This is a genomic window from Pseudomonas panipatensis (assembly GCF_900099785.1).
In the GTDB taxonomy this organism is placed as follows: Bacteria; Pseudomonadota; Gammaproteobacteria; order Pseudomonadales; family Pseudomonadaceae; genus Pseudomonas; species Pseudomonas panipatensis.
Genome location: NZ_FNDS01000004.1, coordinates 1 through 25,449 on the forward strand (window position 1 = coordinate 1; position 25,449 = coordinate 25,449).

The following is a 25,449-nucleotide window of genomic DNA, read 5'->3' on the forward strand; positions in this document are numbered from 1 at the left end:
GCCGTCAGCCGTCAGCCGTCAGCCGTCAGCCGTCAGCCGTCAGCCGTCAGCCGTCAGCCGTCAGCCGTCAGCCGTCAGCCGTCAGCCGTCAGCCGCATTGACAATTTGCTATTTTTTTAATATTATATTAGAAATTATATGAATTGTCAAGACTGATCCACATGGAAGACGTATCGTCAAGAAAAAAATCTCATGGCCGCCCTGCGCTGAGTCTGATAGAGAAACAGCGCAGGCTGGTTGCGCGCCTTCACGAGAATGCTGATGAACTGCTTATGGCGCTCGAAGATGATGCCGGTCATTTTGAGTTTCCACCCGATGAGCCGGAGTACCACCTACTGCTCAGCACGCTTCAGCAGCGAATCAGTTTCGCCCGTGAAGTCGCTAAACATGAGCAGGCCGGCGAGAAGAATGAAGCAAAGGCCATTCGCCAAAAGCTCAACCTTTTTCGGCCTTTGGGGCTTACTGAAGAGACGTGGAACGCCCTTCCCGACGGCCAAAAGCGGCACGCTCCAGGCAAACCCAAAATGCCTAAAGAGCTAGAGTTAGCTCGCATCGAGATCGCGTGCATTCTGGAGCTTGGCAAGCTTAGAGAGATGGAAGCGGAATTCGGCGAAGCACCCGCTGACATCGAGTCACTGCGCGCTCAGCACGGTAATACGCAGATTGGGCGCCCAGGCAAGGACATTCTGGGGGCCCTAGACAAAGAGATGTACACAGCCTTTTACAAGCGCCGTGACCTCCCACCGCCCGCTAACCAAGAGTCAGTTTCAGGGTCGGGCATGGGTCGCCCCAAAAAGTCATATAAAGAGAGATACGCATACTACACAAGGATCATCGATCACTGCCGCTCCGCGATCGCAGAGGGCGAAAGCAAGCTCAATCTCGTTCACCTTCAGCTACGCTACCTCAAGCGCCTCCGTGACCGTGCTACACGTATGCGCCTTCAAATCAAAACCGCTCTCGGCCCTACCCTCATCGCGCTCAAAAATGACCTAGCCGTCATCGAGGAGCAGATCAGCACTGAGGCCCGTTTACTCAATGATTTTCAAGAAAACTTCATTACACTAAGCAACAGCCAGCTAGATTTGCGTCGGAACTCGGTAGCAAAGAAAATCCAGGCCTTCGACGCACTCGAACTCACCAGCCACGACAAATAAATTTGGGAGAAATATGAGCAAACTTGCAGAATTTAAAGCGCTCGAAGCTCAGTTGGCTGAGCAGTTAAGGCGGTTGGACGCCCTGAAAAATGATGACAGACTGAAAAAAGAAATCGAGTTCGAACGCAAACTACGTGTCCTCATGGCTGAGTACGGCATGGACCTGGGTAATATCAAAACCCAGCTCGCTCCGCTGGCTACTCCCTCTAACTCAGCCGCCAAAGAAGGTCAAGGTCAACGTCGCGAGCGCAAGATGAAGGTTTATCTGAACCCTCATACGGACGAGACTGTTGAGACCAGGGGCGGTAACCACAAGCAGCTGAAAGCGTGGAAAGAAGAACACGGTGCAGCTGAGGTAGAGAGCTGGCTCCAAGGGTAGTCAGCTTCGCCAAAGGCGTCCTCCCTTAGATGACCTCTCTTCAGCAACTGCGCTCGGCGCTATCTAAGGCCTGCTCTTTAATCTTGGCACGTTAGTCCAGCACTCATAAACTCTGTGATCCGCTCTGGCGCTTCGAGCCCTTTGAATGGGCTGGGCAACAGAGCCAGTGTCTTCAATCCATTCCCATATCCCTCAACCGAAGCGCTTCATTTTAGGGGTATCCGTAAAGGATGGTATTCCGAGCACGATCGAAAGCCCCAAGACTACCTACCTCCAGCGCTTACAAGAGAACCTCCACCATCGGAACTGGAAAGCCTTCCAATGGTTTCCTGCCCCCACAAGGACCACGTGGCTCACGACATGGACTGCCTCAGCGACCCGAGTCAGTTCCTAGATGAGATCAGACAGACCTTAGAGCAACTCCAACCTAACGAAGAGCACTAGCAAGTGTCGGAGCGTGATAAAGCGAATCGAACGCTTGCGTAGCCCCCGCTTCACCCCTTGGTCCCTTGCCCCTTGGGCTGACTACCGAGAATCCCGATACCCAACCGATTCAGTTGGCGAACCGCCAGCAAGGTGTGATGCCCCTTCGCTTGCGCCGGTCGTAGCCGGCCCAATCTCGATCGTGCAGACGCTCGTGGCTGGCGCTCACACCGTCTTCGGCGATTAGGACTATCTAGGAAAGATAGAGCCGGATGCTCACTGACCCACCGCTCGACTCGCTCACAAGGGACGGAGTAGCGGTTGCGTGCAGCAGATCAGACAGATGCTGGAGACACTAACCGCCCGCACAGCGTAACCGTCGGAGGCCATGGGCATCGGAATCATTTCTACCCGTTATCCGTGGCCCACTTATTCGGAGCTTCCTTAGCAAGCGCTGAACAGGGAGGTGATTTTTTGACGTAGCTACGTTAAAAATTAACGTAAAAGCAGCTATGATAGACATTTCATATCTCCCTTACGTCAACTAGCAGATGCCGCACCAGATGAGCCACCTCGACGCTGACTACTGCTACGCCTTCCCCGCGGTCAGGGGGATACAAGCAGGCAGGCCGTTTTACATAGCGACCTGCCCCATGCGCATCATCCCCAAAATCTTCAGCTTCGACGAAACGGAAGTGCCGCCTGAGCTGCGCGCGCAGCGTACTCTAAATAAGACGCGGATTCCTGAGATGGTTCGCTATCTACTCGACAATCCCGATGATTATGTCTTTTCGGCATTGACGGCCTCAATCGCGGTCGACATTGCATTTGATGAGCACCCTCAATCGCACAACCTAGGAACCTTGCGCGTCCCAATGGATGCTCAAATTTTAATCAATGACGGACAGCACCGGCGGAAAGCCATCGAAGAGGCTCTTCAAGAAAGACCAGAACTAGGGCAAGACAACATCCCTGTACTGTTCTTCGTCGATGAAGGCTTAAAGCGCAGCCAACAGATGTTCGCGGATCTTAACAAACACGCGATTAAGCCCAGTCCTTCTTTAGCAACTCTCTATGATCATCGAGACCCCGCATCAGAGCTTGCCCGTCATCTAGCGAAAACTAGTGAGCCATTCATCGGCCTAACAGAAATGGAAAGCTCAAGCATATCCGTTCTTTCGAGCAAGCTATTTACTCTAAGTAGCATCAAGCAGGCCACTCGTGCCTTACTAGGTAAAGGTGCTAAAGATGGCTTTGATGATGAAGATACTCAGATCTCTGAGATGTATTGGCAAACTGTTTACAAGCACATGCCTGACTGGCAAATGGCGATGCAGAAAAATATCGCTCCAGCTCAGTTGAGGCAAGATTATGTTCATGCTCATGCCGTCGGGCTTCACGCAATAGGGTTGCTAGGAAGAAGCTTGATTAAAGAACGCCCAGATACTTGGAAGGAAGAGATTGCAAAGCTTAGGGCAATCGATTGGCGCAAAACCAATCCAGAATGGTTACGCAGAACGATGTCCCATGGAAAACTGAGCAAAGCAACTTCCGCTATAAGATTGACGTGCAACGCCCTAAAAATCGCACTCGGCCTTCCGCTAACTCCAGAAGAGCGCGCGCTCGAAGCAGAGCAGACTTTAACGAATGAATAAATTACTTCTCGCTCATGATCTGGCGGATTATGAAAGCTTTATCAACCTCGAGCAATTTTCGGGAAAACCACTCGCAGAATATGTTGCCGAGGTTCAACGCATCTACTGCATGGACTCGCGCCCCTGGATCATTGGCTATAGCGGCGGAAAGGACTCTACCGCAGTTACTACACTGGTCTACCTCTCTTTGCTTGGTCTTCCACCAGAGCTTCGCAAAAAAGAGATATTCTTAATCACCTCTGACACCCTTGTCGAAACCCCCGTTGTCGTCGACTTAATCAAAAATAGCATGCAGCTTATTGAGAAGTCGGCAAAAAGAGACAAGCTGCCAATTACCCAGCATTCAGTAACACCTAAAACAAATGATACGTTTTGGGTAAACCTGTTAGGAAAAGGATATCCAGCACCGACTCGGAGCTTTCGCTGGTGTACCGAGCGAATGAAGATCGATCCGGTAAGCGACTTCATACGGGAGAAGATAAGCCATTACAATGAAGTTGTAATCCTCTTAGGAGCCCGCAGCAGCGAGAGCGCTTCGCGTGCTCAGGTAATTGCAAAACATCGAATTGATGGATCTCGCCTATCTCGACATACAACGCTATCAAACGCCTTTATATATACACCAATCGACTCTTGGGATACTGAGGAGGTTTGGAAATTATTACGTGGAGCATTCCGGCATTCTCCCCACGACATCGAAGAATGGGAAAACCCGTGGGGTGGTAGTAACCGGCCCTTGTGGACACTCTACATGAACTCATCAACGCAAGGAGAGTGCCCCCTCGTTATCGACGAAAGCACTCCTTCTTGTGGGAATTCTCGTTTCGGCTGCTGGACCTGTACCGTAGTAACAAAGGACAAAGCAATGGAGGGTCTCATCCAAAATGGAGAGGACTGGATGTTACCATTGTTGCAATTTCGCGACTTACTGGCAAAAACTACAGAGCCTGAGCAAAAGGACATATATCGTAACTTCAAACGAAGGAATGGCAAGGTTACCTACCAGTACGCAAAAGAGGGGGAAGACATTGCTGCCGAACGCAAACATATCCCCGGCCCCTATTTGCTTAAGTATCGCAAAGAGTGGCTTAGAAAGCTTCTTGAGCTAGATAAGGAGCTACGTTCACAAGGGCACAGTATCTCTTTAATTACCGAACCCGAGCTTCATGCCATTCGACAACAATGGCTTCGAGACCCCAACGAACCCGACTGGGCTGATGAGCTTCCAGACATCTATCGTGAGGTTTATAACGAAGACCTCAATTGGATTATAGACGATCAGTCCCAGTTTGATGTTTATGATGCCTCCTTGCTAACAGAGATTGCAGAAGAATATGGCGCTAGCCCGGAGATGATTATGAAGCTCATAGAGCTTGAAGTCTCACTGGAGGGCATCAGCAGACGCCATGGAGTATTTGACAAGATAGGAAATATTCTTAAGCAGGATTGGGGTTCTCTTGAGTCTATTGAGCAAAGTCAGGCGGACTTGCAGAAGCGACATGAGCGCGATATTCATGCACTTGACATCTGCCAGATAGAAGCTGAACTAAAAAAGGTACAAGATCAGATTTTGAAAGCAGAATTGCAGATATCGAGCGATACAAAGGCGCTAGTCAATGATAATTAAGAAATTGGTTCTGAATAATTTCCGTGTCTTCCAAGGAACTCACGAAATCGACTTAACGCCTCGTGGTAGCAAGAACGGCTCTAAGCCAATAATCCTATTTGGCGGACTCAATGGCGCTGGCAAAACGTCTATCTTGACGGCTATCCGACTCGCTCTTTATGGTCGCCTTGCGTTCGATGAACTGAACCAGAGTCAAGACTACATCGAACAATTGAGTTCGCTAATCCATAACGGGGTGAGCCTTAGCCATCAGCCTAATGAGGCATCTATAAGCCTTACATTCACCTATAACAAAGAAGGTGAAGAGTCAGAGTTTTGCGTAATACGAAGCTGGGAAAGGGGTAAGAAAGATACATTGGTGCTTTTACAGAACAAAGCACCGCTATCTGAACTTAATTACGAACAATGTCAGGGGTTCCTGAATGAGCTGATCCCGCACGGAATTGCTGACCTATTCTTTTTTGACGGAGAGAAAATCGCATCCCTGGCTGAGGATGAGTCCGGGAAGATTCTGCAAACTGCCGTTCGCCGTCTCCTCGGCCTTGATCTTATAGCAAAACTACGAAATGACCTTACCATTTATCTAAAGCGCCAAAGCGTCGATTCGCTTGGCTCCCAATTGCAAAACCAAATTCAAGACCTTGATGAGAAAGGGACACGACTCGGCAAGAGTGCGGAGAACTTCCGCTATGCGGCTGATCTACAGAAGATCTCAATAGACCTTATCGCCAACGAAATTCGCAAGCACGAGGGATTACTTTCAGCCCAAGGTGGGGCCTTTGCTCGAACCAAAGCACAAGAACAGAGCCGCGTAGATCATCTACTCAAAGAGCGGGCACAACTAGAGAAAACCATTCGTCATGAACTAGAAGGCGCATTTCCCTTTTCTCTTGCGCCAAAAGCCTTGCGCGCACTGCTCCAACGACTTGAGACTGAGTCAGCAATCAGAACTAGCCAAAACTTTTCCGAAGGCCTCATCTCTTTTATGGATGATCTTTCCAAAAATGGAATTTTCGACTCAGAAGAAGTTAAGGCATCCGCAATAAACAGTATCAATAGTCAGTTGAATCAATATCTCTCTAAACAACCCACCGGAGAGGTTATCTTAGATATCTCAGAAAGAGAACTAGGAATACTTCATCATGCCCTTGATTCGGAAAGCCGTTCATCTCGCCTCCGCTTTGAGAAAGCGCGCGCTGCCTTAATTGAAGTTGAAAACTCGCTAGATCAAGCAGCTGCCAACATAGATCGCGCACCAGACGACGAGCAATTATTGGATATATTCCAGAAGATTCGAGAACTAGACTCCAAGCACCAAGAGGCTTTAGCAGAATACAAGAGCTTATTAGACAAAGCGCGAGATGCTTTGCACCAACAACTTGAATGTGCACGCCAACTTCAAAGGCTTCATGACAAGAAGCGATCCCAACACGGATCGACTACCGCAATAAGTAACGCTCAAGCCTCGTTAGCCATGTTAGAGAAATACTCTGAGGCTCTCACCATTGCACGTGTGCATAAACTCGAGCGCTTCTTTGAAGAAGCTTATCATCGCCTTGCACGCAAAGACGATCTACAGATCAACGCACAGATAAACCCTCAAACTTTTGATGTAGAGTTAGTTGACGATCAAGGTATCGCAATAAATCGAAAGCTTCTCTCCGCTGGCGAGAAGCAGATTTACGCTATTGCTATTTTAGAGGCATTAGCAAAAACGTCAGGTCGTCAACTCCCTGTGATTATTGATACACCACTGGGTCGCCTTGATTCGCATCATAGAGACAAATTGATTGAGAATTACTTCCCTTCTGCAAGTCATCAGGTAATCCTTCTCTCAACTGATACCGAAATTAATGAGCACTACTTCTTCAAGAAATTGGTTCCCTCAACATCTCACTCATACCAGATCCTCTTCAACAGCAACACAAAGTCAGCCGCTCTAAAGAAAGGCTACTTCTGGAGTGAAAACCAAGTAGGGGCTATATAAATGCTACCAAACAGAATGCAGCTTACTAGCCAGACAGAGGAACAACTGAAGAAGCTAAAAGGTTATACAGGAGTGACGCCGAACATTGCCGCCAGACTAGCCTTTTTTCGATCTATAGAGTCAAATTTCCGATATCAGCTAGACAACCGTAAACTAGATGGGGCGCTCGTCTTGGATAAGGTTACATGGCTAGGAGAGACGGCGCTAACTACGGAGCTTCTACTAAGACTTAACTATCCTGGCTTAAGCCCAAAGGACCTAGTTAAAGCGTGGGCCGCACATGTCGAAGATGGTATCGCCCCGCTACGCAACCACAGGAACCTTAAGGACTTCTCGCTCGCCCTGTAACCACGTCGAAGTCAAAAAGATGAGCTGCCTATATAACATTGGCAGCTCATTCTTATCGAAATAATTACATGGCTTTTTTAATTACTACTTCTGCCATTTAATTATAGAACACAGAAACTAAACTCTACTTCCCTTGAGCACTCAAAAGCTCCCAGAAAGCTCTATCCCTCATTTTCTGAACACGCTTTTCCCCATCAATATAAAGGCTAAAGTGTTTATCCAGCTTACGTATGCTTTCCATTAGCTGATCTTGTTCTCCCTTATCATCCTTGTTGAAGATAGCCTTAATGTCGGCATTCCGTATCTCGGCGACCCGATGAACTATCCATGTCAGAATATAAGATGCATAATTATTTTCACCAGTTTTAAAATGCGTAATTTCCTGTGTGGACAGGATTACCCCTACGCCATACTCGCGTCCTTCTTTAAGAATTTTGCGCAGACTATCAAAATCCTCTTTCATGAAATTATCCGCCTCGTCAACCAGTATCATTTTCGTCAACTGGCGATAATCCCCTTCTACTAGAGGCTTTCCCCGCTTCTGCATTTGTGAATAGAAGAGATCAAGAGTTAGCGCCACTATGAGGTTTTGAATCTGTGGCGAGTATCCTGCAAGCTCAATGACTGTTACGCCTTGGATCAAATCATAAAGTGAGCTTACTCGTTGTGGATTGGACTCGAAAATTTCGTAGGCTGCCAAGCTATCAAGCGCCGCATAAAGAGAGTCTTCCTCTACCTTTTCTTGGTCCAAGAAAAGGTCCCAAAGCTGAGCTATTGTGGGAGCTGGCCTGGACCACGTTGTAGCATCAGCTTTATTAATTCCAGCTAAATCATAGGCATCAAGGATAAGCTTTCGCAGGCGCAGCTGTTGCTTTTGACCAAGGCCAAAAGCTTTAGCCATTGTCTCAGCAAAACTCGTGGCAGTATGCACTGGCAATAAAGGCATGTCGCCATATAAGCTGAGTGGATTATAAGGCAGCCGATATAGTCTTAGACGATTAGCACTATTAACCCGAATAAAATCGTTATCTACATAATCAGACTTATAATCAAAAATCAACATACCTATCGCCCCACAATTAACATTGTGAGCTTGATTCTGAATAAGCTGAGTAACCAAAGACTTGGTGAACTGGGTTTTACCAGTACCCATAGTACCTATAATACCCGTATTAGTATTCATAAATCGCGCAGTATTTGTTGGTTCCCAGTAAAAGGGAGTCTGACGAATTGCATCATGACCTATTAATACCTTTAGATTATTCTTGATATCCGAAGGTAAGATATTTTTATTATCTGTTATAGACACCTGATACTCAGAATTTTTCAAACTAACAGTTTCTATAACTTTAATTACGCCACCTTTCTCTTTATCAAAAGTATCATGCTGAGCCGAGGATGAATTCGGTTTCAGAAAGTACTCACTTGGCAGCTTACAAGCATCAACCACCTGCCCCAACGCAACACTTCCTTCCGCACCAATCAGGGTAGGCAGCAGCGCATACGGAAGTTCAATTTGTAATATATTATCGTCAGTTGTCTGATAATTCGGCTCGAAAAAAGTATCCCCTTCCACATGAGCCAGAATGATTCCATCTACATATCCTGGAACAGAATCGACCTGATAAACCCCTCTCTGCCACCACTCACGATTATTGATCAGGGTTTCCAGCTTGTCATCGGTTAATACGTGATAAAGCCTAAACTTCTCCACCTGTATCAGCACCTGACGAATAAATAGGGCGCGATACAAGCGTGCCTCCAGAGTATCAGGACCGAGCACATCATCGTGTAGATAGCGCTTCAACTCCTTAGCCTGCTGCCCGGCGTATTTAAAGTCTGGGCGCGCACCGGTTTTTACTTCTAATGGAAGCAGATAGAGGGTCTGATCTTTAAATCCCACAAATAGCACATCATCAGAAATTGCCCCTTTGCGATAACCATGTAGGTGCCGAGAGAAGTCGCTATCGCTCATTTTTAGGCCCACATTACCAGAGACTCGAATCATCTCCGCAACAGAAAGTGGAACCCAACAAATATCTGATTGGGCGAGCATCGCACTAACGAATTTATAGGCACCAATAATGCCATGCTTTTCCTTACGATCTTTTGGCGTAGCAGTAAGCATTTTTAGCAACCACTCACCATTGAAGGAATTAAATTCAGCTAATAAACGATCAGACTTAACATTACTCTCCTTGAGCAATAGTCGTTGAAAAAGATCTATTTGCTTTGTAACCGTGATTGCATCGTACCCAGCGCTACTTGTGTACTGATCCGAATAGTGGATTAGAACTACATCCTTTTGAGACGTGAAAAAATCTAAAGTTACTTTTGGATCAATAATCGTTGTCCATAATGCACTATCATACGACTGGGTCAGAAGCCGCTTAAAGTCGGTGCTCACGGCTAGCCCCATACCATACCCCAAATAATGGGAATTATTTAAATGCGCGGGCTGCCATAAGCTCCCTAAAAGCCTGGCCAAGCGTAATGATTGATGGCTTGAGGTCTCTACGTTGCGCAAACCAAAAGATGTGAAATAAGCTTCCCCTTTAGTTTCGGCAGCTTCCCCTGCGATCAGGCCATCACACAGCACTCCGCTCAATGCTTGGTCGATGTCTATTTGATGATATTCGACAGGCGCGTTATTACTGAAAAATGATAGGTGCGCATAGGCTAAAGCTTCATCCGAACTCGGAGAGACGAACTTACTGTACGTTAGGAAGCTCCGGAGTTGATCGATTAATACATCCGCATCGGCCCGCAATGCACCGCTATTTAATCCTAACCAATCTTTTAATTTCTCATACCCACCCATTTCAGCAAACTTGTCGAAATCATTCTGCTGCAACTGATCGTCATAGAAATTTACGTGGATGGCTAACGCATTTTCTCTATACAGTTTAAAGTAATCAACTAGTCCTAAGAAAAGCTCTTCCGCTCGCCCTTGATTGATGGCATTCACTATTAAAGCGCTACTCTCCCCTCTGGGGAAAAGACGTGAATAAGCCTTAGTAAACTCTATGAGTTTATCCTTGACTAGTCGCCTGACAAAACTATGACTAACCTTACGTTGGGGAATAATCTCCAGCCAGAAGCTATTCTCCTTAACAGGGACTAATTGGGCGAAATCGGAGTCGCGATGATAAACAAACGGCAACAAGCCAGATGCGACAAGGCGATCTAGAGTCACTGTTGGGAGGTCATAGTAGGATACAGAGCCTTTCTTATGCTCTGATCTTACCTCCGAAACCAAATGTTGATGATATGATAGAACCAATGGGTGAATTGGGCTAACCCATTCACGACCATCATTTTTATACATACCGACTTTCAACAGGTCTTTTTGCTGCCTTGTGAGTACTTGGCTTAATGGGATAGCTTTAAGCTCGTGCTCAAACGCATCTAAAACGGATTGAACTAGAGAGCAGTAGTTCTCTCCCCAAGCAGCCAGACTAGGCAATGTCCGATATCTCTCCAAATAGTCAAAGAGATTATAATAAGCTTTATATAACTCTGGAAAATCCTGAGACATCTGATGGATATAGTAGCTTTCTGAGGAATCATCTACGCAAAGAGCCCTCTGATCCACCATCAGTGCTTCAAACTCCAAGAGTTGTTGACGCACACCCACAGCGCTGTGCTCAGAGTTATCAACAATAATTTTCCGCTTCGCTCGGTTATACTCGGCGTTGCCTTCATCGCTTAATAGCTTTCCAACTCGCTCTAGATCAAATAGAAGGGGTATTATAACTCCTTCTTCGGCCCCAGGCCCCTCCACGTTAATCGGAAGAACTTGAACTCCATTACAGAGCTTAAATCTGATCATTTCACTTTGATTTGCGAGCGGCTCAAAGTCAACATAAGCATAAGCTCGGCAGTCAACATCAACCCCATCTTCGTCGAGACGGTAAATCGCATCTCCGCTCGCAGAAACTTTAAATTGATTCTCTTCCAGTTGAAGAGTCAGCTGCTCTCTTTGAGGCTCGACTCTGAAGCAAGTCTTTATATCATCGAAATAAAAAAGATCCTTCTCGATGATTAAGCAGCGAAGTTTATACTCCTCCGCTCTATTATCGCGGCGCAGCTCGACACTAAAGAAGCTCGGGTTATCAGTATAAGGTACCTTCAATTTAGCGCGGGAGTATTTACCTCCAGCGCGATTCACTGATATCTCGGAGTCTTTAGCTAGTGTTTTGTTATGAAGCAACTTCAGCTGAGACTGCTCAAGGTCATTCCCAAGAAAAACTAGTTCAATCTCAACCGAAGCAGTACCAGCTGCAACTTGTATCGCCAAGCTTATCTCTTTCTGCCCTGCTTTAGTGTTACTTTTGGTGCGCTGATGCCAATCTGCCCCTATAATATTTATGCTCTCAAGTATTAGCTTTTGCGATTTATTGGCTTTAATTTCATCAAGAAAAACCTCTAAATCAAGATTCTGCCAGTCTTTTTTGTCTTCAAAATGCTCACGGATGAATTTCTGACTGAATTTCGTCAAAACACTATCAAGCTGATCACTATAATGCTCTACGCTAAATTCCATCTCTCGGCGTAAGGCGCGATTTTCATCTAGTCGGTGTCTAATCTGGGAGGACTGCCCCTTCATATTTAATATTAAGGGGTCATTAAAAAGCCCTAGCTCTGGAAAGTCGAGTACACCGTCCGCGAGAGCGTAAAATAGTGGACCAAAACCAAAAACGGTCGCACCCTCCTCTGTTATTATTGCCAACTGATCCTGTAGCAAAGAGCGAGAAACCTCCTCGTTGTCGCTACCAGTACATATCAACTCGCTTAGTTTCCTCTCAATACTCGATGGGTGCCAAGCTCCACCCGGAGCAGCGACGTCCATTGCACTATTTATCAAAGTGTCAAGCATACTGTTATGTATGAACAGCATTGCGCTTCGTGAGAACTCAGCGCTACGACTAGCAACCTTATCGCGCAAGTGAGAAATATAGTTTTCGGAATATGCAACCTCTTCCGTACCATGGAGGACTGGAATTAACTGAACACCCCCACAGTCAATGCACGGTAGTTGGTGACCACTAAAACTAATTTGATCTCCACCAATGCGCGCCAAAAATGCCCGGTATAGTTTCAACGCATTTTGGGAGTCCGGCGACTTAAAGTGATAGCGAAACCCTGGTTGAATTTCTTGCTCCACCCAGTCAATGAAGCATTGAACCAAGTAATCTTCATACTGTTTTGCGGACATAAACGGCGTCTCCACTATCGCTCATTCGATCAACATTTCCCATACGCTCATAGAAAGCCACAAGAACCTGCTGAGATTGGCTATCCAGATAGAAGCCTCGCTGTTCAAATTCTCGCATTAACTCATGAAGCCTCAGCTTTTCATTTTTTCCTATCGCCAGATTTGTCAGCAGCAAAAGTTGGTCCTGTGTAATAACCAGCACTCGCCCCGCGCGCCCTCTAGATTGAATGAACTCGCTACATATCTGACTTTCAAGTGCAGCCATATATTTTTTGTTGACCATAAATCGGTCGGTTTTCTCATCTCGAAACTGTTCAATCGCAACATCTTGTAGCTGCACAAAAGCCGCCTCTAGGTTTTCGGCAGCGGACCGCTCAGGTAATTTACGCCTTTCTATAAACGCCTGTATATAACTGTTCAGCTCTCTCAACAAATCCACATGGTCCGGATATAATTGGGCTTCGGCGTAAACCTGCCAAAGCGGGCGCTTTTCCTCTCCCTGCTGAAGAGCTTCCAACGATGAAAGAATTGGGAAAAGCCATTCGCAAGACTTTGCGAACATCTTATATCCATGATGCTGAACCATCGCGCGCTCAGAGCTAGCCTTTTCAGTATCAAGAATAAAGAAAAGCGCCCTACTTTTTGGCTCTCCGTCCCTCCAATTTCGAACATTCAAAGCGAGCTGAGCACAATAGGTAAACGCATAAAGCTTTAGCATATTCCCTAGCTCTTGAAGCAAGTACTGGGGATGCATGGTTAAAAATGAAATATCTTTTTTAAAAGCCTGAGAAATATAAGGCAGGTAAGGCTGCTCTCGATTAAAGGCATTCTGCTCTGACGGCAGCAGTTTACTCTCCAGAACTGCCAAAAACTCTCTTTCAATAAAGTTCAGGCTCTCCTGAATTTCACCTGAAAATCGGTAATCGCCCAACAAACTTGAAAATAATGTCCCCATGCGCCAATTTGCCGGCCCCAACTCACTTCTGCCGCTGCCATCAAACTGAGCTTTAAACAATAAAAAAAGTGGCGAGACCTTAAATACGTCTTGATTTGCAAAGTACATTTTATCAAGAACGTTCCAAAATTCTGGCTCATCAATACGAGACATGAGCCGGGACCTGCAAGACTGTCGAAATTCGTCAAACTCGTATTTTTTTATTTTCTTTTTCAATGCATGACTCAGCACCAACCCGGTAATAATCCCCCAATCGAAATCATTACCTTTGTTTCTCAGGGGAAGGTAGCTATCTAATTTATTTACATCTGACGGGTTTAATCCCTTAGGAATCGGATACATTCAAGCCACCCCACTGACCGTGATCATATCGTCATCCAGCTTAGCAACATAAGCATGGTTATCGTCATAAAACTTAAGCGACGACTGGAGCTTTACTACCCCCTTGATCTGATCAACAACTTCATCAAGTAGAACTATTGAGTTTTTATCATATTTATTTGGGCGATACCCTCGATTTAGCTTATAAATAAGCTCATATAAATTGAAGGACATCGAGATAGCTCCTATCTCTTTTTCAAACACCTTGACATGAGCTAGGAATTGCGAACTTTTAACGCAGGGAGACTCTTTAATAGCTTCATAGTCACACTTCAGATCTACCGGAGCAGTTAGCCTGACAGCACCAAACTCACCCAAGAAAATCTCATCTTTGACCAATATAAGCTCGGGAGCATTGCGATTAGCGTAACGCAGTATCGCTGCTATTAGCTCGCCAGTGTAGAATCGCCTCAGTTCCATTTTCATCTCGGTGCTTCCATCGTATTCTTTATGTAAAGCCCATATACGGGAATAGCTCAGAAGTAGCTCTTCATCAAACTCATGCCGATATCGCTGATGGTAGTTGTTACCCATCGGCTCATCACGAATTAAGCTAAAGAGACGCACTAATGACGCCGCAGTGCTTCTGTGAACGTTTTGTCGATCAAGAAATACATAATTCGCTGCGAGCGAGCTGATAAATATATCGAGATCTGGATCAGGAAGTGATAATTCGGCGCGCAACACAAATTGATCTAATCCTCTAGTATGCTTCCGGGCCGGATCAAAATCGGACAGGCGTTGCACCAGTTCATTTCCGTCACCGACATACAGATTATCAAAAATATATCCTGGCCCAAGAAGAATATGATGGAGTAGATCCAGTAGTGCACGAGTAGTTATAAATTGATCTTTAATTAGCCTAGCTTTCAGCAGCTGAGTGACGATGACATCCTGCACGCTATTAAGACTAAGCAATTTGAAGTTTGCAACAAGCTGCAAGTCCTCACCAGCTGATTCAGCTTTGCAGGCATATTGATAGAATAAATTATCAGAATCTTGTCGCGTCAAATTATGCATCAGCTTCTTTGCAAACTCTGACTGCCCCTGACCATCCTTGGAAAGCTGAAACTTAGGATATCCCTCAAAGTCTATAAAATGAACATTACCTTTTGAGCAATTCCCCTGCGTCAAAAAGCTATCTATTTTTTCGATAATTTTATTGTGACGAACAGAACCTTCTTTAGAAAAATTCGCCAACATCCCCACATTTATGCCAATGACCAGAGGCTTATCGTCTATCTGACGTCCATCAAAAAGCTCGTCTAGCGCTTCTATCGCAGACTGATGCGGCGCAAAACTGTGTGTAGCGTCCAAATGAAATTTATATTTATCTTTATATTTATCATAGCTGCGCGCCAGAATTTCAGATTTTCCGTCGCCACTGCTACCGCAGAGAAATACGATTTCTCCACTCTGGAGAGACTCAAGTATCTTAGAGAAGTCGTGTTCGATTTCTTGCGCTACGTATAGCTGATCTTTCAGCTCATCAAACTCATCTATTTCTCTACGGCTGACAGTTTTCACCGAGAATGGTGATGACTTTGCTAGCACACTGAGAGCCGTTCTAAGAGTCATTGTCGTCATTTACGAAATCCCTTCACTAATATTTTTTGACGCTTAATTTCTTTTACTTTAGAAAATTGCACTCAAAGCAGTTTAGGCTATAGCTCCGGTGTACGTGCTATACCTGTACGATGATTTGGAGGGAAAGAGAAAGTGAGAACACTTGAATTTTCTAGTAGCGTGAGAATTTTCATCCCGAGCCCATATCCTTTTGTTGGCTTCATGACATTATCCACTCAGAGGAATAGGGGTAAAGGCAAAGTGCCTTCATGCAGCCATATTTTCTGTAATTTTTCGATTTATGACCAGCGCCCCTCTCCGACAAGAGCCTCTCGAGACGACTGATCAACTCAGCCCTTGGAACACAGCAAGCCGCCTCGTACCATAAGGGATAGACAGCAGCCTTGTTTGGAGTACCAACACACGAGAATCTTTGCCTGGAGCGTCGAGGAGAAGCGCGCCATCGTGCGCAGGATCCAAGATCCAGAGCGTAGCGTCTCGGTTGTAGCCCGGTGCAACAACCTCAATCCCAACCACCTGCTCCATAGGCGCAAGCTCTGCAAGGACGACAGAGTCTCGGCGGTCAGTGCTAGTGAAGCGGTGGTTCCTGCTTCCGAGTTGGCCGATTCCCTCAACCAGTTCTGCGCACTACAACGGATGCTGGACAAGAAGGCCATGGAGGCAGCGGCCCTAAAGTAAGAGGTGTAGATCGCCCGATTGCGCACTCGCCCTTGTTACCTGGGGACGACCAGTGAGCACTATGTAGTAGTTCTCACGACTGCTGACTCTGAAAATGAAAAGCCCCGCTTCGGCGAGGCTTCATCGTTTCTGGGTACCCTATATCTTGCTGGAGGTTTCGGACCTGCTGTAGCGATCAGGGTAATCAGGCTCAAGTCTTAGCTGACTTTATCCTCTTCGTCAGCGGGTTCTCTCTTCGCGGGGCTCTGCAAGCGAGCCAGCATTTCCTGAGTGGCCTTCTCCGCTTTCACGCCGCCTTCGCTCACGGTGGCCTGGAGATCGACATCCCCAGTTCTTAGCACCTGAACGACCTTACTGAATCCTTTGACATCTCTGGGGGTAATTTCCGCGTCCGGTCTTGCCTTACGGATGGCCACTGCCATCAAACCATCCGCGGCATCTGGGCCATATTCGCCTACAAGCCCTTCATAGAACCGGGTTGCATGGAGTACTGCTGCTGTGCCTCTGGTCTTGTCCATTCTGGACGTCCTCTCACATTTCAATGATGAGTGTGGGGGCTCCAGCAGGTCCGACTCCCAAAGCTACAAAATTTCCCGCACCAAATGCACGAGAAAACTCGTCAAGAATTGTGGCACGCAATGTCGAGACTAGGCGCGTCCGGCAGAAGCCAAAGGACCGGCTCCTGGCTCTGTCAAAGCTGTTTATAAATGTCTTCTTTGGCGATTGCTGCCCCTGGTGAGGGGCAGCTACCTGGCCAGTGTGGTCGGTTGTATCTCGATGACACCTGAGCAGCAGGGAACGGTAGGCGGTGCGGCCATTGGTCCCAGCATTGCCGCAATCGCTGGCGGCAGTGGATGGATTGGCGCAGCGGTTGGCGCCGTCGCTGACGAAGTTGTCGGCAATATCAGAGGCAAACAGCAGAAGTAGGCGATAGCAGGTAGCCAGGGGGCCGCTGGCACAGCGACTCCTGGCCGTTCCCTTCGGCTCATAGTGCTGTGGCGGTTGATGAGTCGTGCAGTATCGGGATGGCTCACCACTGTTGGATGAGATTTTGTGGAAGGGGGGCGTCAGCGTATTCACTGGCCGCTATTGGCCATTCTCTACCCATCATGTTTGTAAAGCGAGCTGGTCATATCCGATGCAATCGGTGGTCAGAACGCATGAAAATGACAGGTCAGGTCGAATGCAAACGGATGGCCGGGTGGAGTGCAATTCCACAGCTTGGCTGAGGCATCAACTTAACGAGGTACCAGTGTCCGGGCTGATAGGGGCAAGTCCAGCCATAAGCCCCATGAGCAACGATAAGATGAAGGGCACAAGAAAAGAACCCCAAGGTCGTTGTGCCCTATGTGTGCCCTATATTTCCCGAGCACAAGGAATTCCGCCCATAAAAAAATCCAGTCACCGCTAAGTGACTGGATTTTCTAGGGATTTTTGGTCGGGACGGAGTGATTCGAACACTCGACCCCTTGCACCCCATGCAAGTGCGCTACCAGGCTGCGCTACGCCCCGACTTCGCTTCCGGCTTCCCGGTTAGCGGATCGCACTATACCTCAAGCTATTCTTTCAGCAAAGCGCTTTTTTCATTTTTTTCAGCTACTTGCGCAACACGTGAAGAACATCTTCCAATTCCGCAATCATCTGCCGGATGAGTTGCTTGTACTGCGTAATGTCTTCGCGAGCCTCGTCGCCGGAGAGACGCTGGCGCGCCCCACCGATGGTGAAACCTTGGTCGTACAGCAGCGCCCGGATCTGCCTGATCATCAGCACATCCTGACGCTGATAATAGCGACGGTTCCCCCGGCGCTTGACCGGGTTGAGTTGTGGAAATTCCTGCTCCCAGTACCGCAGAACGTGCGGCTTCACCGCGCAGAGATCGCTGACTTCACCAATGGTGAAGTAACGCTTGCCCGGAATGGGTGGAAGTTCGTCGTTATGACTTGGTTCCAGCATAGGCCTCAACCCTGGCTTTCAGTTTCTGCCCTGGACGAAAGGTGACGACGCGGCGAGCCGTAATCGGGATCTCCTCTCCCGTCTTGGGATTCCGCCCTGGGCGCTGACGCTTGTCGCGCAAATCAAAATTGCCAAAACCGGACAATTTAACCTGCTCGTTGTGCTCCAGCGCCTGGCGGATCTCTTCAAAGAAGAGCTCCACCAGTTCCTTGGCTTCCCGTTTATTCAGGCCCAGCTCTTCATACAGACGTTCGGCAATTTCAGCTTTCGTCAGAGCCCCCATACGCTACTTCCTTAACGTGGCGTTGAACCTTTGCTCCAGCGAGGCGACGATATTTTGCGTAGTCGCGTTCACTTCGTCATCATTAAGAGTGCGTGATGGATGCTGCCAGGTCAAGCCGACTGCCAAGCTTTTTCTAAGCGGATCAATGCCTTTACCTTGATAGACATCAAACAGCCTGAGGTCTGTCAGCCACTCCCCTGCCGCTTCGCGGATGGCCGCCAACACGAAGTCCGCTGGCGTCTCACGATCGACGATCAACGCCAGATCACGGCGTACCTCCGGGAAACGCGACAACTCACTGAACTTCGGCAACCGGCCACGCACCACCTCGGCCAGCACTAGCTCAAAGAGATAGACCGGGCGATCCAGCCCCAGCGACTTGGCAAGCTCAGGATGTAGCGCACCGACATAGCCTACCAGCACACCATCACGCTCGACCCGGGCAGTCTGCCCCGGATGCAGAGCAGGATGCTCGCCAGGTACAAAAGCAAAATCATTCAGCGCACCGGTGTTTGCCAGAAGCGCTTCGATGTCAGCCTTCACGTCGAAGAAGTCGACACCGTCGCGAACATTGGCCCAACCTTCCGGCTCACGACTACCACAGACAACACCAGCCAGCATGTTTTCCTGCTTCAAGCCTTCAAGCTGACCAACAAAACGCAAACCGCTTTCGAACAGCCGAACACGGGTCTGCTGGCGGTTGAGGTTGTGCTGCAGCGCCATGACCAATCCAGGCCAGAGAGATGCACGCATAGCAGCCATGTCCGCAGAAATCGGATTGGCCAGGGTCAGCGGCTTGACGCCGGGATGGAATGCCTCGAACAGTTTGGGATCGATGAAGCTGTAGGTGATGGCTTCCTGATAGTCACGAGCTACCAGCAGGCGGCGCAGCCCTGGCAGCTCAGCCTGGGTCTCGGATTTGGTATTGGGCGCCAGGCGAGCCTGAGGATAGCGAACCGGCAGGCGGTTGTAGCCGTACAGCCGAGCCAACTCCTCAATCAGATCGACCTCCAGGGAGACATCGAAACGATGGCTAGGCACTACGACCTTCCAGCGACCATCTCCATCAGCCTGCACGCCAAACTGCAAAGCAGAGAGCAAGCGTTCGATTTCCGCGTAATCCATTTCCATACCGAGCATTTGCTTGACGCGCTCGGCTCGCAGGACCACTGGTTCGACCTTGGGCAAGTCATCGGCACTGACCTGCTCGACCACCGGCCCGGCTTCGCCACCGACGATCTCCAGCAGCAACTCGGTGGCGCGCTCCATGGCACGGCGCGCCAGCTGCCAATCGACACCTCGCTCATAGCGATGCGAAGCATCAGTATGCAGGCCATAGGAGCGAGCTTTGCCGGCTACGGCGATGCTGTCGAAGAAAGCACTTTCCAGGAACAGGTCACGGGTCTTGGCACTCACGCCACTATGCTCGCCCCCCATGACGCCAGCGATAGCCAGAGCGCGCCCATGATCAGCAATCACCAGCGTGTCGGCACGCAAGGCAATTTCCTGGCCGTCGAGCAGGACCAGCTTCTCGCCCTCTTCGGCCATACGCACACGAATGCCACCCTTGATCTCATCGAGATCAAAGGCATGCATCGGCTGGCCCAGTTCGAGCATCACATAGTTAGTGATATCCACAGCCGCATCGATGCTGCGGATATCCGAACGGCGCAGGCGCTCGACCATCCACAACGGAGTCGGACGGCTCAGGTCGACATTGCGGACCACACGCCCCAGATAGCGCGGACAGGCCTTGGGCGCTAGCAGCTCGATCTGACGAACCTCGTCGATGCTCGCCGGGACTTCCTTGACCTCGACCGGACTGACCGAAGCGGCATAGAGAGCACCGACTTCGCGAGCCAAACCGCTAAGGGAAAGACAGTCTCCTCGGTTGGGGGTCAACCCCAACTCGATAGAGGCGTCATCCAAGCACAGATACTGACGAATATCCTGGCCAACGGGTGCGTCGACAGCCAACTCCATCAGTCCAGAGTTGTCGTCGCTGATTTCCAGCTCCTTCGCGGAGCAGAGCATGCCGTTGGACTCGACGCCACGCAGCTTGGCCTTCTTGATCTTGAAGTCGCCCGGTAGCTCGGCACCGATCATGGCAAAGGGAATCTTCAGGCCGGGGCGCACGTTGGGCGCACCGCACACCACCTGGAAAGTCTCGGTACCATTGCTGACCTGGCAGACGCGCAGCTTGTCGGCGTCCGGATGTTGCTCGGTGCTCAGAACTTCACCGACCACAATACCGCTGAAAGCACCGGCAACCGGGATCACGGCATCGACCTCGAGGCCGGCCATGGACAGACGAGCCACCAGCTCGTCACGGGAAACCTGCGGATTTACCCAGCTCCGCAGCCACTGTTCACTGAATTTCATCCTGCTCTCCTAAGAATTCGTTGACGTTCGTGCGGCCTAGCGGAATTGCCCAAGGAACCGCAGATCGTTGTCGAAGAACAGGCGCAAGTCGTTCACGCCGTAGCGCAACATGGCCAGGCGCTCGACGCCCATGCCGAAGGCAAAGCCTTGGTATTTTTCCGGATCGATGCCGGACATGCGCAACACACTCGGATGCACCATGCCGCAACCCATGACCTCCAGCCAGCCAGTCTGCTTGCACACACGGCAACCTTTGCCGCTGCAGATCACGCATTGGATATCGACTTCTGCCGAAGGCTCGGTAAAGGGGAAGAAGGACGGACGGAAGCGTACCGCGAACTCCTTCTCGAAGAAGGCACGGAGGAACTCTTCGATGGTGCCCTTGAGGTCGGCGAAGCTGACATCCTCGTCGACCAGCAGCCCTTCGACCTGGTGGAACATTGGCGAGTGAGTCAGGTCGGAATCGCAGCGATACACACGCCCCGGGCAGACGATGCGGATCGGCGGACGCTGGTTTTCCATGGTGCGCACCTGAACCGGCGAGGTATGGGTACGCAGCAGCATGTTGGCGTTGAAATAGAAGGTATCGTGCATCGCCCGCGCCGGATGGTGGCCGGGAATGTTGAGCGCTTCGAAATTATGGTAGTCATCTTCGACTTCCGGCCCCTCGGCGACTTCATAGCCGATGCGGGTGAAGCATTGTTCGATGCGCTCCTTGGTACGGGTGACCGGATGCAGGCCACCGGAAGACTGGCCACGGCCCGGCAAAGTCACGTCGATACGTTCAGCCGCCAGCTTCTCCGCCAAGGCTGCCCCCTCAAGGGCTGTCTTGCGGGCATTCAGGGCATCCTGCACCTTCTCCTTGGCAACGTTGATCAGCGCTCCAACCTTGGGGCGCTCCTCGGCCGGCAGGTCGCCCAGGGTCTTCATCACCTGGGTCAGCTCGCCTTTCTTGCCAAGATAGTGGACCCGGATCTGCTCCAGGGCATTGACGTCTTCGGTGTGTCGCACAGCCTCCAGGGCTTGGGAGACCAGCGCGTCCAGGTTTTCCATGTACCAACTCCAGATACAAAATAGGGGAAGAGCGGTAAGGCTCTTCCCCTATCGGTGACGTTACTGCCGGATCGAAACCCGGTGATTGTCGTAGGGCTTAAGCCAAGCTTGCCTTCGCTTTTTCGACAATCGCGGTAAACGCCGCTTTTTCGTTCACAGCCAGATCGGCCAGTACCTTACGGTCGATCTCGATGGCCGCCTTTTTCAGGCCAGCGATCAGACGGCTGTAAGACAGACCGTTCTGACGAGCACCAGCGTTGATACGAGCGATCCACAGAGCGCGGAACTGGCGCTTGCGCTGACGGCGGTCACGGTAGGCGTATTGGCCAGCCTTGATTACCGCCTGCTTGGCAACGCGGAACACGCGCGAGCGTGCGCCGTAGTAGCCTTTGGCGAGCTTCAGAATTTTCTTGTGACGACGACGGGCAATGACGCCACGCTTAACACGAGCCATTTATCTATCCTCTACCAGAAATCAACGCAGACGCAGGGAGCGTGCTACACGACGCACATCAGAAGCGGCGAGCAGCGAGCAGCCTCGCAGCTGACGCTTACGCTTGGTGGTCATTTTGGTCAGGATGTGGCTCTTGAAAGCGTGCTTGTGCTTGATGCCACCAGCAGTCACTTTGAAGCGCTTAGCAGCGCCACTCTTGGTTTTCATCTTTGGCATGTTTAGTACTCCGCATTCGTTAACAACCGATAACCATCAGGCCTGCCAGTGCCCGGGAGGTTATTTACGCTTCTTGGGAGCGATGACCATCATCAGCTGGCGTCCTTCCAGCTTAGGATGCTGTTCAACGGAGCCGTATTCCGCGAGATCTTGTTCGACCCGCTTCAACAGCTCCATTCCCAGCTCCTGGTGGGCCATCTCACGGCCGCGGAATCGCAAGGATACCTTGGCCTTGTCCCCATCACTAAGGAAACGTACCAGGTTGCGTAGTTTTACCTGGTAATCCCCTTCTTCCGTCCCTGGACGAAACTTGATTTCTTTGATCTGTTGCTGGTGCTGGTTCTTCTTGGCTGCAGCCGCCTGCTTCTTTTTCTCGAACAGGTGCTTGCCGTAGTCCATGATGCGGCAGACAGGAGGCACCGCATCAGCAGAGATTTCTACCAGGTCCAGCTTGGCTTCTTCGGCGTGGCGGAGGGCCTCATCGATCGAAACAACGCCGATCTGCTGACCGTCGGCGCCAATCAGGCGAACCTCACGAGCAGAGATGTTTTCGTTGATCGGTGGTTTCGGGAGAGCCCGCTTATCCTGCCTCATTTCACGCTTAATAATGATTACTCCGAGTCTTGGCGACCACGCCGGGATACCGCCCGAGTCAACAGCTCGACGAACTGGGAAAGCGGCATAGAGCCTAGGTCTTCCCCTTCGCGCGTACGTACGGCGACGGCCTTCGATTCAACCTCCCTGTCTCCAATAACCAGGAGATAGGGAACCTTGAGCAAAGTATGCTCGCGGATTTTAAAGCCGATCTTCTCGTTTCTCAAGTCGGACTTGGCACGGAATCCGCTTTGATCGAGTGTGCGGACCACCTCGTCGGCAAACTCGGCTTGCTTGTCGGTGATATTCATGACCACCGCCTGAACTGGCGCCAGCCATGCCGGGAAGGCCCCTTCGTAATGCTCGATGAGCATGCCGATGAAGCGCTCGAAGGAGCCGAGGATGGCACGATGCAGCATCACCGGATGCTTACGATTGTTGTCCTCGCTGACGTACTCCGCCCCCAGGCGGGTCGGCAGGTTGAAGTCCAGCTGCAGCGTACCGCACTGCCAGACGCGACCCAGACAATCCTTGAGGGAAAACTCGATCTTGGGCCCATAGAAGGCACCTTCGCCCGGCTGCAGATCCCACTTCAGCCCCGCATGATCCAGGGCCGCGGCCAAAGCCGCCTCCGCCTGATCCCAAAGTTCTTCGGAGCCCACACGTTTTTCCGGACGAGTGGACAGCTTCAGCTCGATATCGGTGAAACCGAAGTCGGAATACACATCCAGGGTCAGCTTGATGAAGGCCGCAGCTTCGGCCTGCATCTGCTCCTCGGTGCAGAAGATGTGCGCGTCATCCTGAGTGAAGGCACGTACACGCATGATGCCGTGCAGCGCACCGGACGGCTCGTTGCGGTGGCAAGCGCCGAACTCGGCGAGACGCATCGGCAGCTCGCGGTAGCTCTTCAAACCCTGATTGAACACCTGCACATGGCACGGGCAGTTCATCGGCTTGATCGCGTAGTCGCGGCTTTCCGACTCGGTGGTAAACATGTTCTCGGCGTAGTTCGCCCAGTGCCCGGACTTCTCCCAGAGGCTGCGGTCGACCACTTGCGGGGTCTTGATCTCCAGGTAGCCATTGTCGCGCTGGAGCTTGCGCATGTACTGCTCGAGCACTTGATAGACGGTCCAGCCGTTCGGGTGCCAGAACACCATGCCCGGCGCTTCTTCCTGGGTATGGAACAGATCCAAGCGCTTGCCCAGCTTGCGATGGTCGCGCTTCTCGGCTTCCTCGATACGCTGAATATAGGCAGCCAGTTGCTTCTTATCGGCCCAGGCGGTGCCATAGATGCGCTGCAGCTGCTCGTTCTTCGAGTCGCCGCGCCAGTAGGCGCCAGAGATCTTGGTCAACTTGAAGGATTTGAGGAAGCGCGTATTCGGCACGTGCGGGCCACGACACATGTCCACGTACTCCTCATGGAAGTACAGGCCCATGGCCTTCTCGTCCGGCATATCGTCGATCAGGCGCAGCTTGTAGTCTTCGCCACGAGCCTTGAACAGCTCGACGACCTCGGCACGCGGGGTCATCTTCTTGATGACGTCGTAATCCTTGTCGATCAGTTCCTGCATGCGAGCTTCGATCGCCGCCATATCTTCCGGCGTGAAGGGACGCTCGTAGGAAATGTCGTAGTAGAAGCCTTCATCGATTACCGGGCCGATGACCATCTTCGCGGTGGGATACAGCTGTTTGACCGCATGACCGACCAGGTGCGCACAGGAGTGACGGATGATCTCCAGCCCCTCCTCGTCCTTCGGGGTAATGATCTGCAGGGTGGCGTCACTGTCAATCAGGTCGCAGGCATCGACCAGACGGCCATTGACCTTACCGGCCAGAGTGGCCTTGGCCAGCCCCGCACCAATGGATTGAGCCACCTCAGCCACGCTGACCGAGTGATCGAAGGAACGCTGACTACCGTCGGGAAGAGTAATGATGGGCATGGCGCCTCCTCTCCTAGTGGTGACCCCTACGAAAGGCCACATGGGTTGGGATGTGCCAGTAAGCGTCGCCCGCCGGGAATGCCTGCCTCACAGTGGCAGGCGCCTTGTCGGCACCCTGCGCAATCGCGCGCGGACGGAGATCACTGGAAAGAATCGATTCAAGCGCCACGGCGCAATAA

19 protein-coding genes, 1 tRNA gene and 1 pseudogene are annotated in these 25,449 nt (G+C 50.2%); 7 read left to right on the forward strand and 14 right to left on the reverse strand.

Annotated elements, in window-relative coordinates; all coding sequences use genetic code 11:
- Positions 1-161: 161 nt before the first annotated feature.
- Together BLQ74_RS10120 and BLQ74_RS10125 are read left to right on the forward strand one after the other, a co-directional pair.
- A complete protein-coding gene (locus tag BLQ74_RS10120) occupies positions 162-1,157 on the forward strand; it encodes a hypothetical protein (protein WP_139199054.1) in 996 nt (331 codons plus the stop codon).
- 13 nt (positions 1,158-1,170) lie between these two features.
- Entirely contained in the window at positions 1,171-1,536 is a 366-nt protein-coding gene (locus BLQ74_RS10125) for a histone-like nucleoid-structuring protein, MvaT/MvaU family (protein ID WP_090262443.1), read from the forward strand.
- 601 nt (positions 1,537-2,137) lie between these two features.
- Here BLQ74_RS10125 and BLQ74_RS27685 read toward each other — a convergent pair.
- Positions 2,138-2,373 (reverse strand): annotated as a pseudogene (locus tag BLQ74_RS27685) (Mu transposase domain-containing protein); the annotation flags it as partial.
- A gap of 149 nt (positions 2,374-2,522) precedes the next feature.
- Between BLQ74_RS27685 and dndB the strand changes: the two are divergent.
- The 4 genes from dndB to dndE are packed head-to-tail and all read left to right on the forward strand — an operon-like array spanning position 2,523 to position 7,576.
- The gene (gene dndB / locus BLQ74_RS10130; RefSeq protein WP_090262893.1) at positions 2,523-3,614 is read left to right on the forward strand and encodes a DNA sulfur modification protein DndB; all 1,092 of its coding nucleotides are present in this window, start codon (positions 2,523-2,525) and stop codon (positions 3,612-3,614) included.
- Positions 3,607-5,241 (forward strand): DNA phosphorothioation system sulfurtransferase DndC, encoded by a 1,635-nt coding sequence (gene dndC, locus BLQ74_RS10135; RefSeq protein WP_090262444.1) that lies wholly within the window; start codon positions 3,607-3,609, stop codon positions 5,239-5,241. The genes dndB and dndC overlap by 8 nt, the downstream gene beginning before the upstream one ends.
- On the forward strand, positions 5,231-7,228 hold the full coding sequence (gene dndD / locus BLQ74_RS10140; RefSeq protein WP_090262445.1) for a DNA sulfur modification protein DndD: 1,998 nt from the start codon (positions 5,231-5,233) through the stop codon (positions 7,226-7,228). The genes dndC and dndD overlap by 11 nt, the downstream gene beginning before the upstream one ends.
- Positions 7,229-7,243: 15 nt before the next feature.
- A complete protein-coding gene (gene dndE / locus BLQ74_RS28095; RefSeq protein WP_425287490.1) occupies positions 7,244-7,576 on the forward strand; it encodes a DNA sulfur modification protein DndE in 333 nt (110 codons plus the stop codon).
- A gap of 124 nt (positions 7,577-7,700) precedes the next feature.
- On the opposite strand, the gene dptH is transcribed toward dndE, so the two are convergent.
- The 3 genes from dptH to dptF are packed head-to-tail and all read right to left on the reverse strand — an operon-like array spanning position 7,701 to position 15,717.
- A complete protein-coding gene (dptH, locus tag BLQ74_RS10150) occupies positions 7,701-12,794 on the reverse strand; it encodes a DNA phosphorothioation-dependent restriction protein DptH (RefSeq protein WP_090262447.1) in 5,094 nt (1,697 codons plus the stop codon).
- Positions 12,775-14,091: a DNA phosphorothioation-dependent restriction protein DptG gene (gene dptG, locus BLQ74_RS10155; protein ID WP_090262448.1), complete on the reverse strand. Its 1,317-nt coding sequence runs from the start codon at positions 14,089-14,091 to the stop codon at positions 12,775-12,777. The genes dptH and dptG overlap by 20 nt, the downstream gene beginning before the upstream one ends.
- A complete protein-coding gene (gene dptF / locus BLQ74_RS10160) occupies positions 14,092-15,717 on the reverse strand; it encodes a DNA phosphorothioation-dependent restriction protein DptF (protein WP_090262449.1) in 1,626 nt (541 codons plus the stop codon). It abuts the gene before it with no gap.
- 387 nt (positions 15,718-16,104) lie between these two features.
- Here dptF and BLQ74_RS10165 point away from each other — a divergent pair, with 387 nt between their 5' ends.
- Complete coding sequence (locus BLQ74_RS10165; RefSeq protein WP_170842791.1) at positions 16,105-16,395, forward strand: transposase; 291 nt, start codon at positions 16,105-16,107, stop codon at positions 16,393-16,395.
- 197 nt (positions 16,396-16,592) lie between these two features.
- Here the strand turns inward: BLQ74_RS10165 and BLQ74_RS10170 are convergent, their stop codons facing one another.
- The 10 genes from BLQ74_RS10170 to thrS all read right to left on the reverse strand — a co-directional run bounded on the left by BLQ74_RS10170 (position 16,593) and on the right by thrS (position 25,270).
- Positions 16,593-16,913, reverse strand: a complete 321-nt coding sequence (locus BLQ74_RS10170; RefSeq protein ID WP_139199055.1) for a hypothetical protein — start codon at positions 16,911-16,913, stop codon at positions 16,593-16,595.
- A 917-nt stretch (positions 16,914-17,830) separates the two neighbouring features.
- Positions 17,831-17,907, reverse strand: a tRNA-Pro gene (locus BLQ74_RS10180).
- Between the two features lie 84 nt (positions 17,908-17,991).
- Complete coding sequence (locus tag BLQ74_RS10185) at positions 17,992-18,348, reverse strand: MerR family transcriptional regulator (RefSeq protein ID WP_009617038.1); 357 nt, start codon at positions 18,346-18,348, stop codon at positions 17,992-17,994.
- Positions 18,329-18,631: an integration host factor subunit alpha gene (gene ihfA / locus BLQ74_RS10190; protein ID WP_003090661.1), complete on the reverse strand. Its 303-nt coding sequence runs from the start codon at positions 18,629-18,631 to the stop codon at positions 18,329-18,331. Before ihfA ends, BLQ74_RS10185 begins: the two co-directional genes overlap by 20 nt.
- Positions 18,632-18,634: 3 nt before the next feature.
- Complete coding sequence (gene pheT, locus BLQ74_RS10195; protein ID WP_090262453.1) at positions 18,635-21,013, reverse strand: phenylalanine--tRNA ligase subunit beta; 2,379 nt, start codon at positions 21,011-21,013, stop codon at positions 18,635-18,637.
- Positions 21,014-21,049: 36 nt separating this feature from the next.
- Complete coding sequence (gene pheS / locus BLQ74_RS10200; protein WP_090262454.1) at positions 21,050-22,066, reverse strand: phenylalanine--tRNA ligase subunit alpha; 1,017 nt, start codon at positions 22,064-22,066, stop codon at positions 21,050-21,052.
- A 97-nt stretch (positions 22,067-22,163) separates the two neighbouring features.
- A complete protein-coding gene (gene rplT / locus BLQ74_RS10205; protein WP_003099086.1) occupies positions 22,164-22,520 on the reverse strand; it encodes a 50S ribosomal protein L20 in 357 nt (118 codons plus the stop codon).
- Positions 22,521-22,541: 21 nt separating this feature from the next.
- Positions 22,542-22,736 carry a 50S ribosomal protein L35 gene (rpmI, locus tag BLQ74_RS10210; protein WP_090262455.1) on the reverse strand — a complete coding sequence of 65 codons (195 nt, stop codon included), beginning with the start codon at positions 22,734-22,736 and terminating at the stop codon, positions 22,542-22,544.
- A 60-nt stretch (positions 22,737-22,796) separates the two neighbouring features.
- Entirely contained in the window at positions 22,797-23,348 is a 552-nt protein-coding gene (gene infC, locus BLQ74_RS10215) for a translation initiation factor IF-3 (RefSeq protein ID WP_170842795.1), read from the reverse strand.
- Positions 23,348-25,270, reverse strand: coding sequence for a threonine--tRNA ligase (gene thrS, locus BLQ74_RS10220; protein ID WP_090262457.1), 1,923 nt, complete (start codon positions 25,268-25,270; stop codon positions 23,348-23,350). The genes infC and thrS overlap by 1 nt, the downstream gene beginning before the upstream one ends.
- Positions 25,271-25,449: the final 179 nt, after the last annotated feature.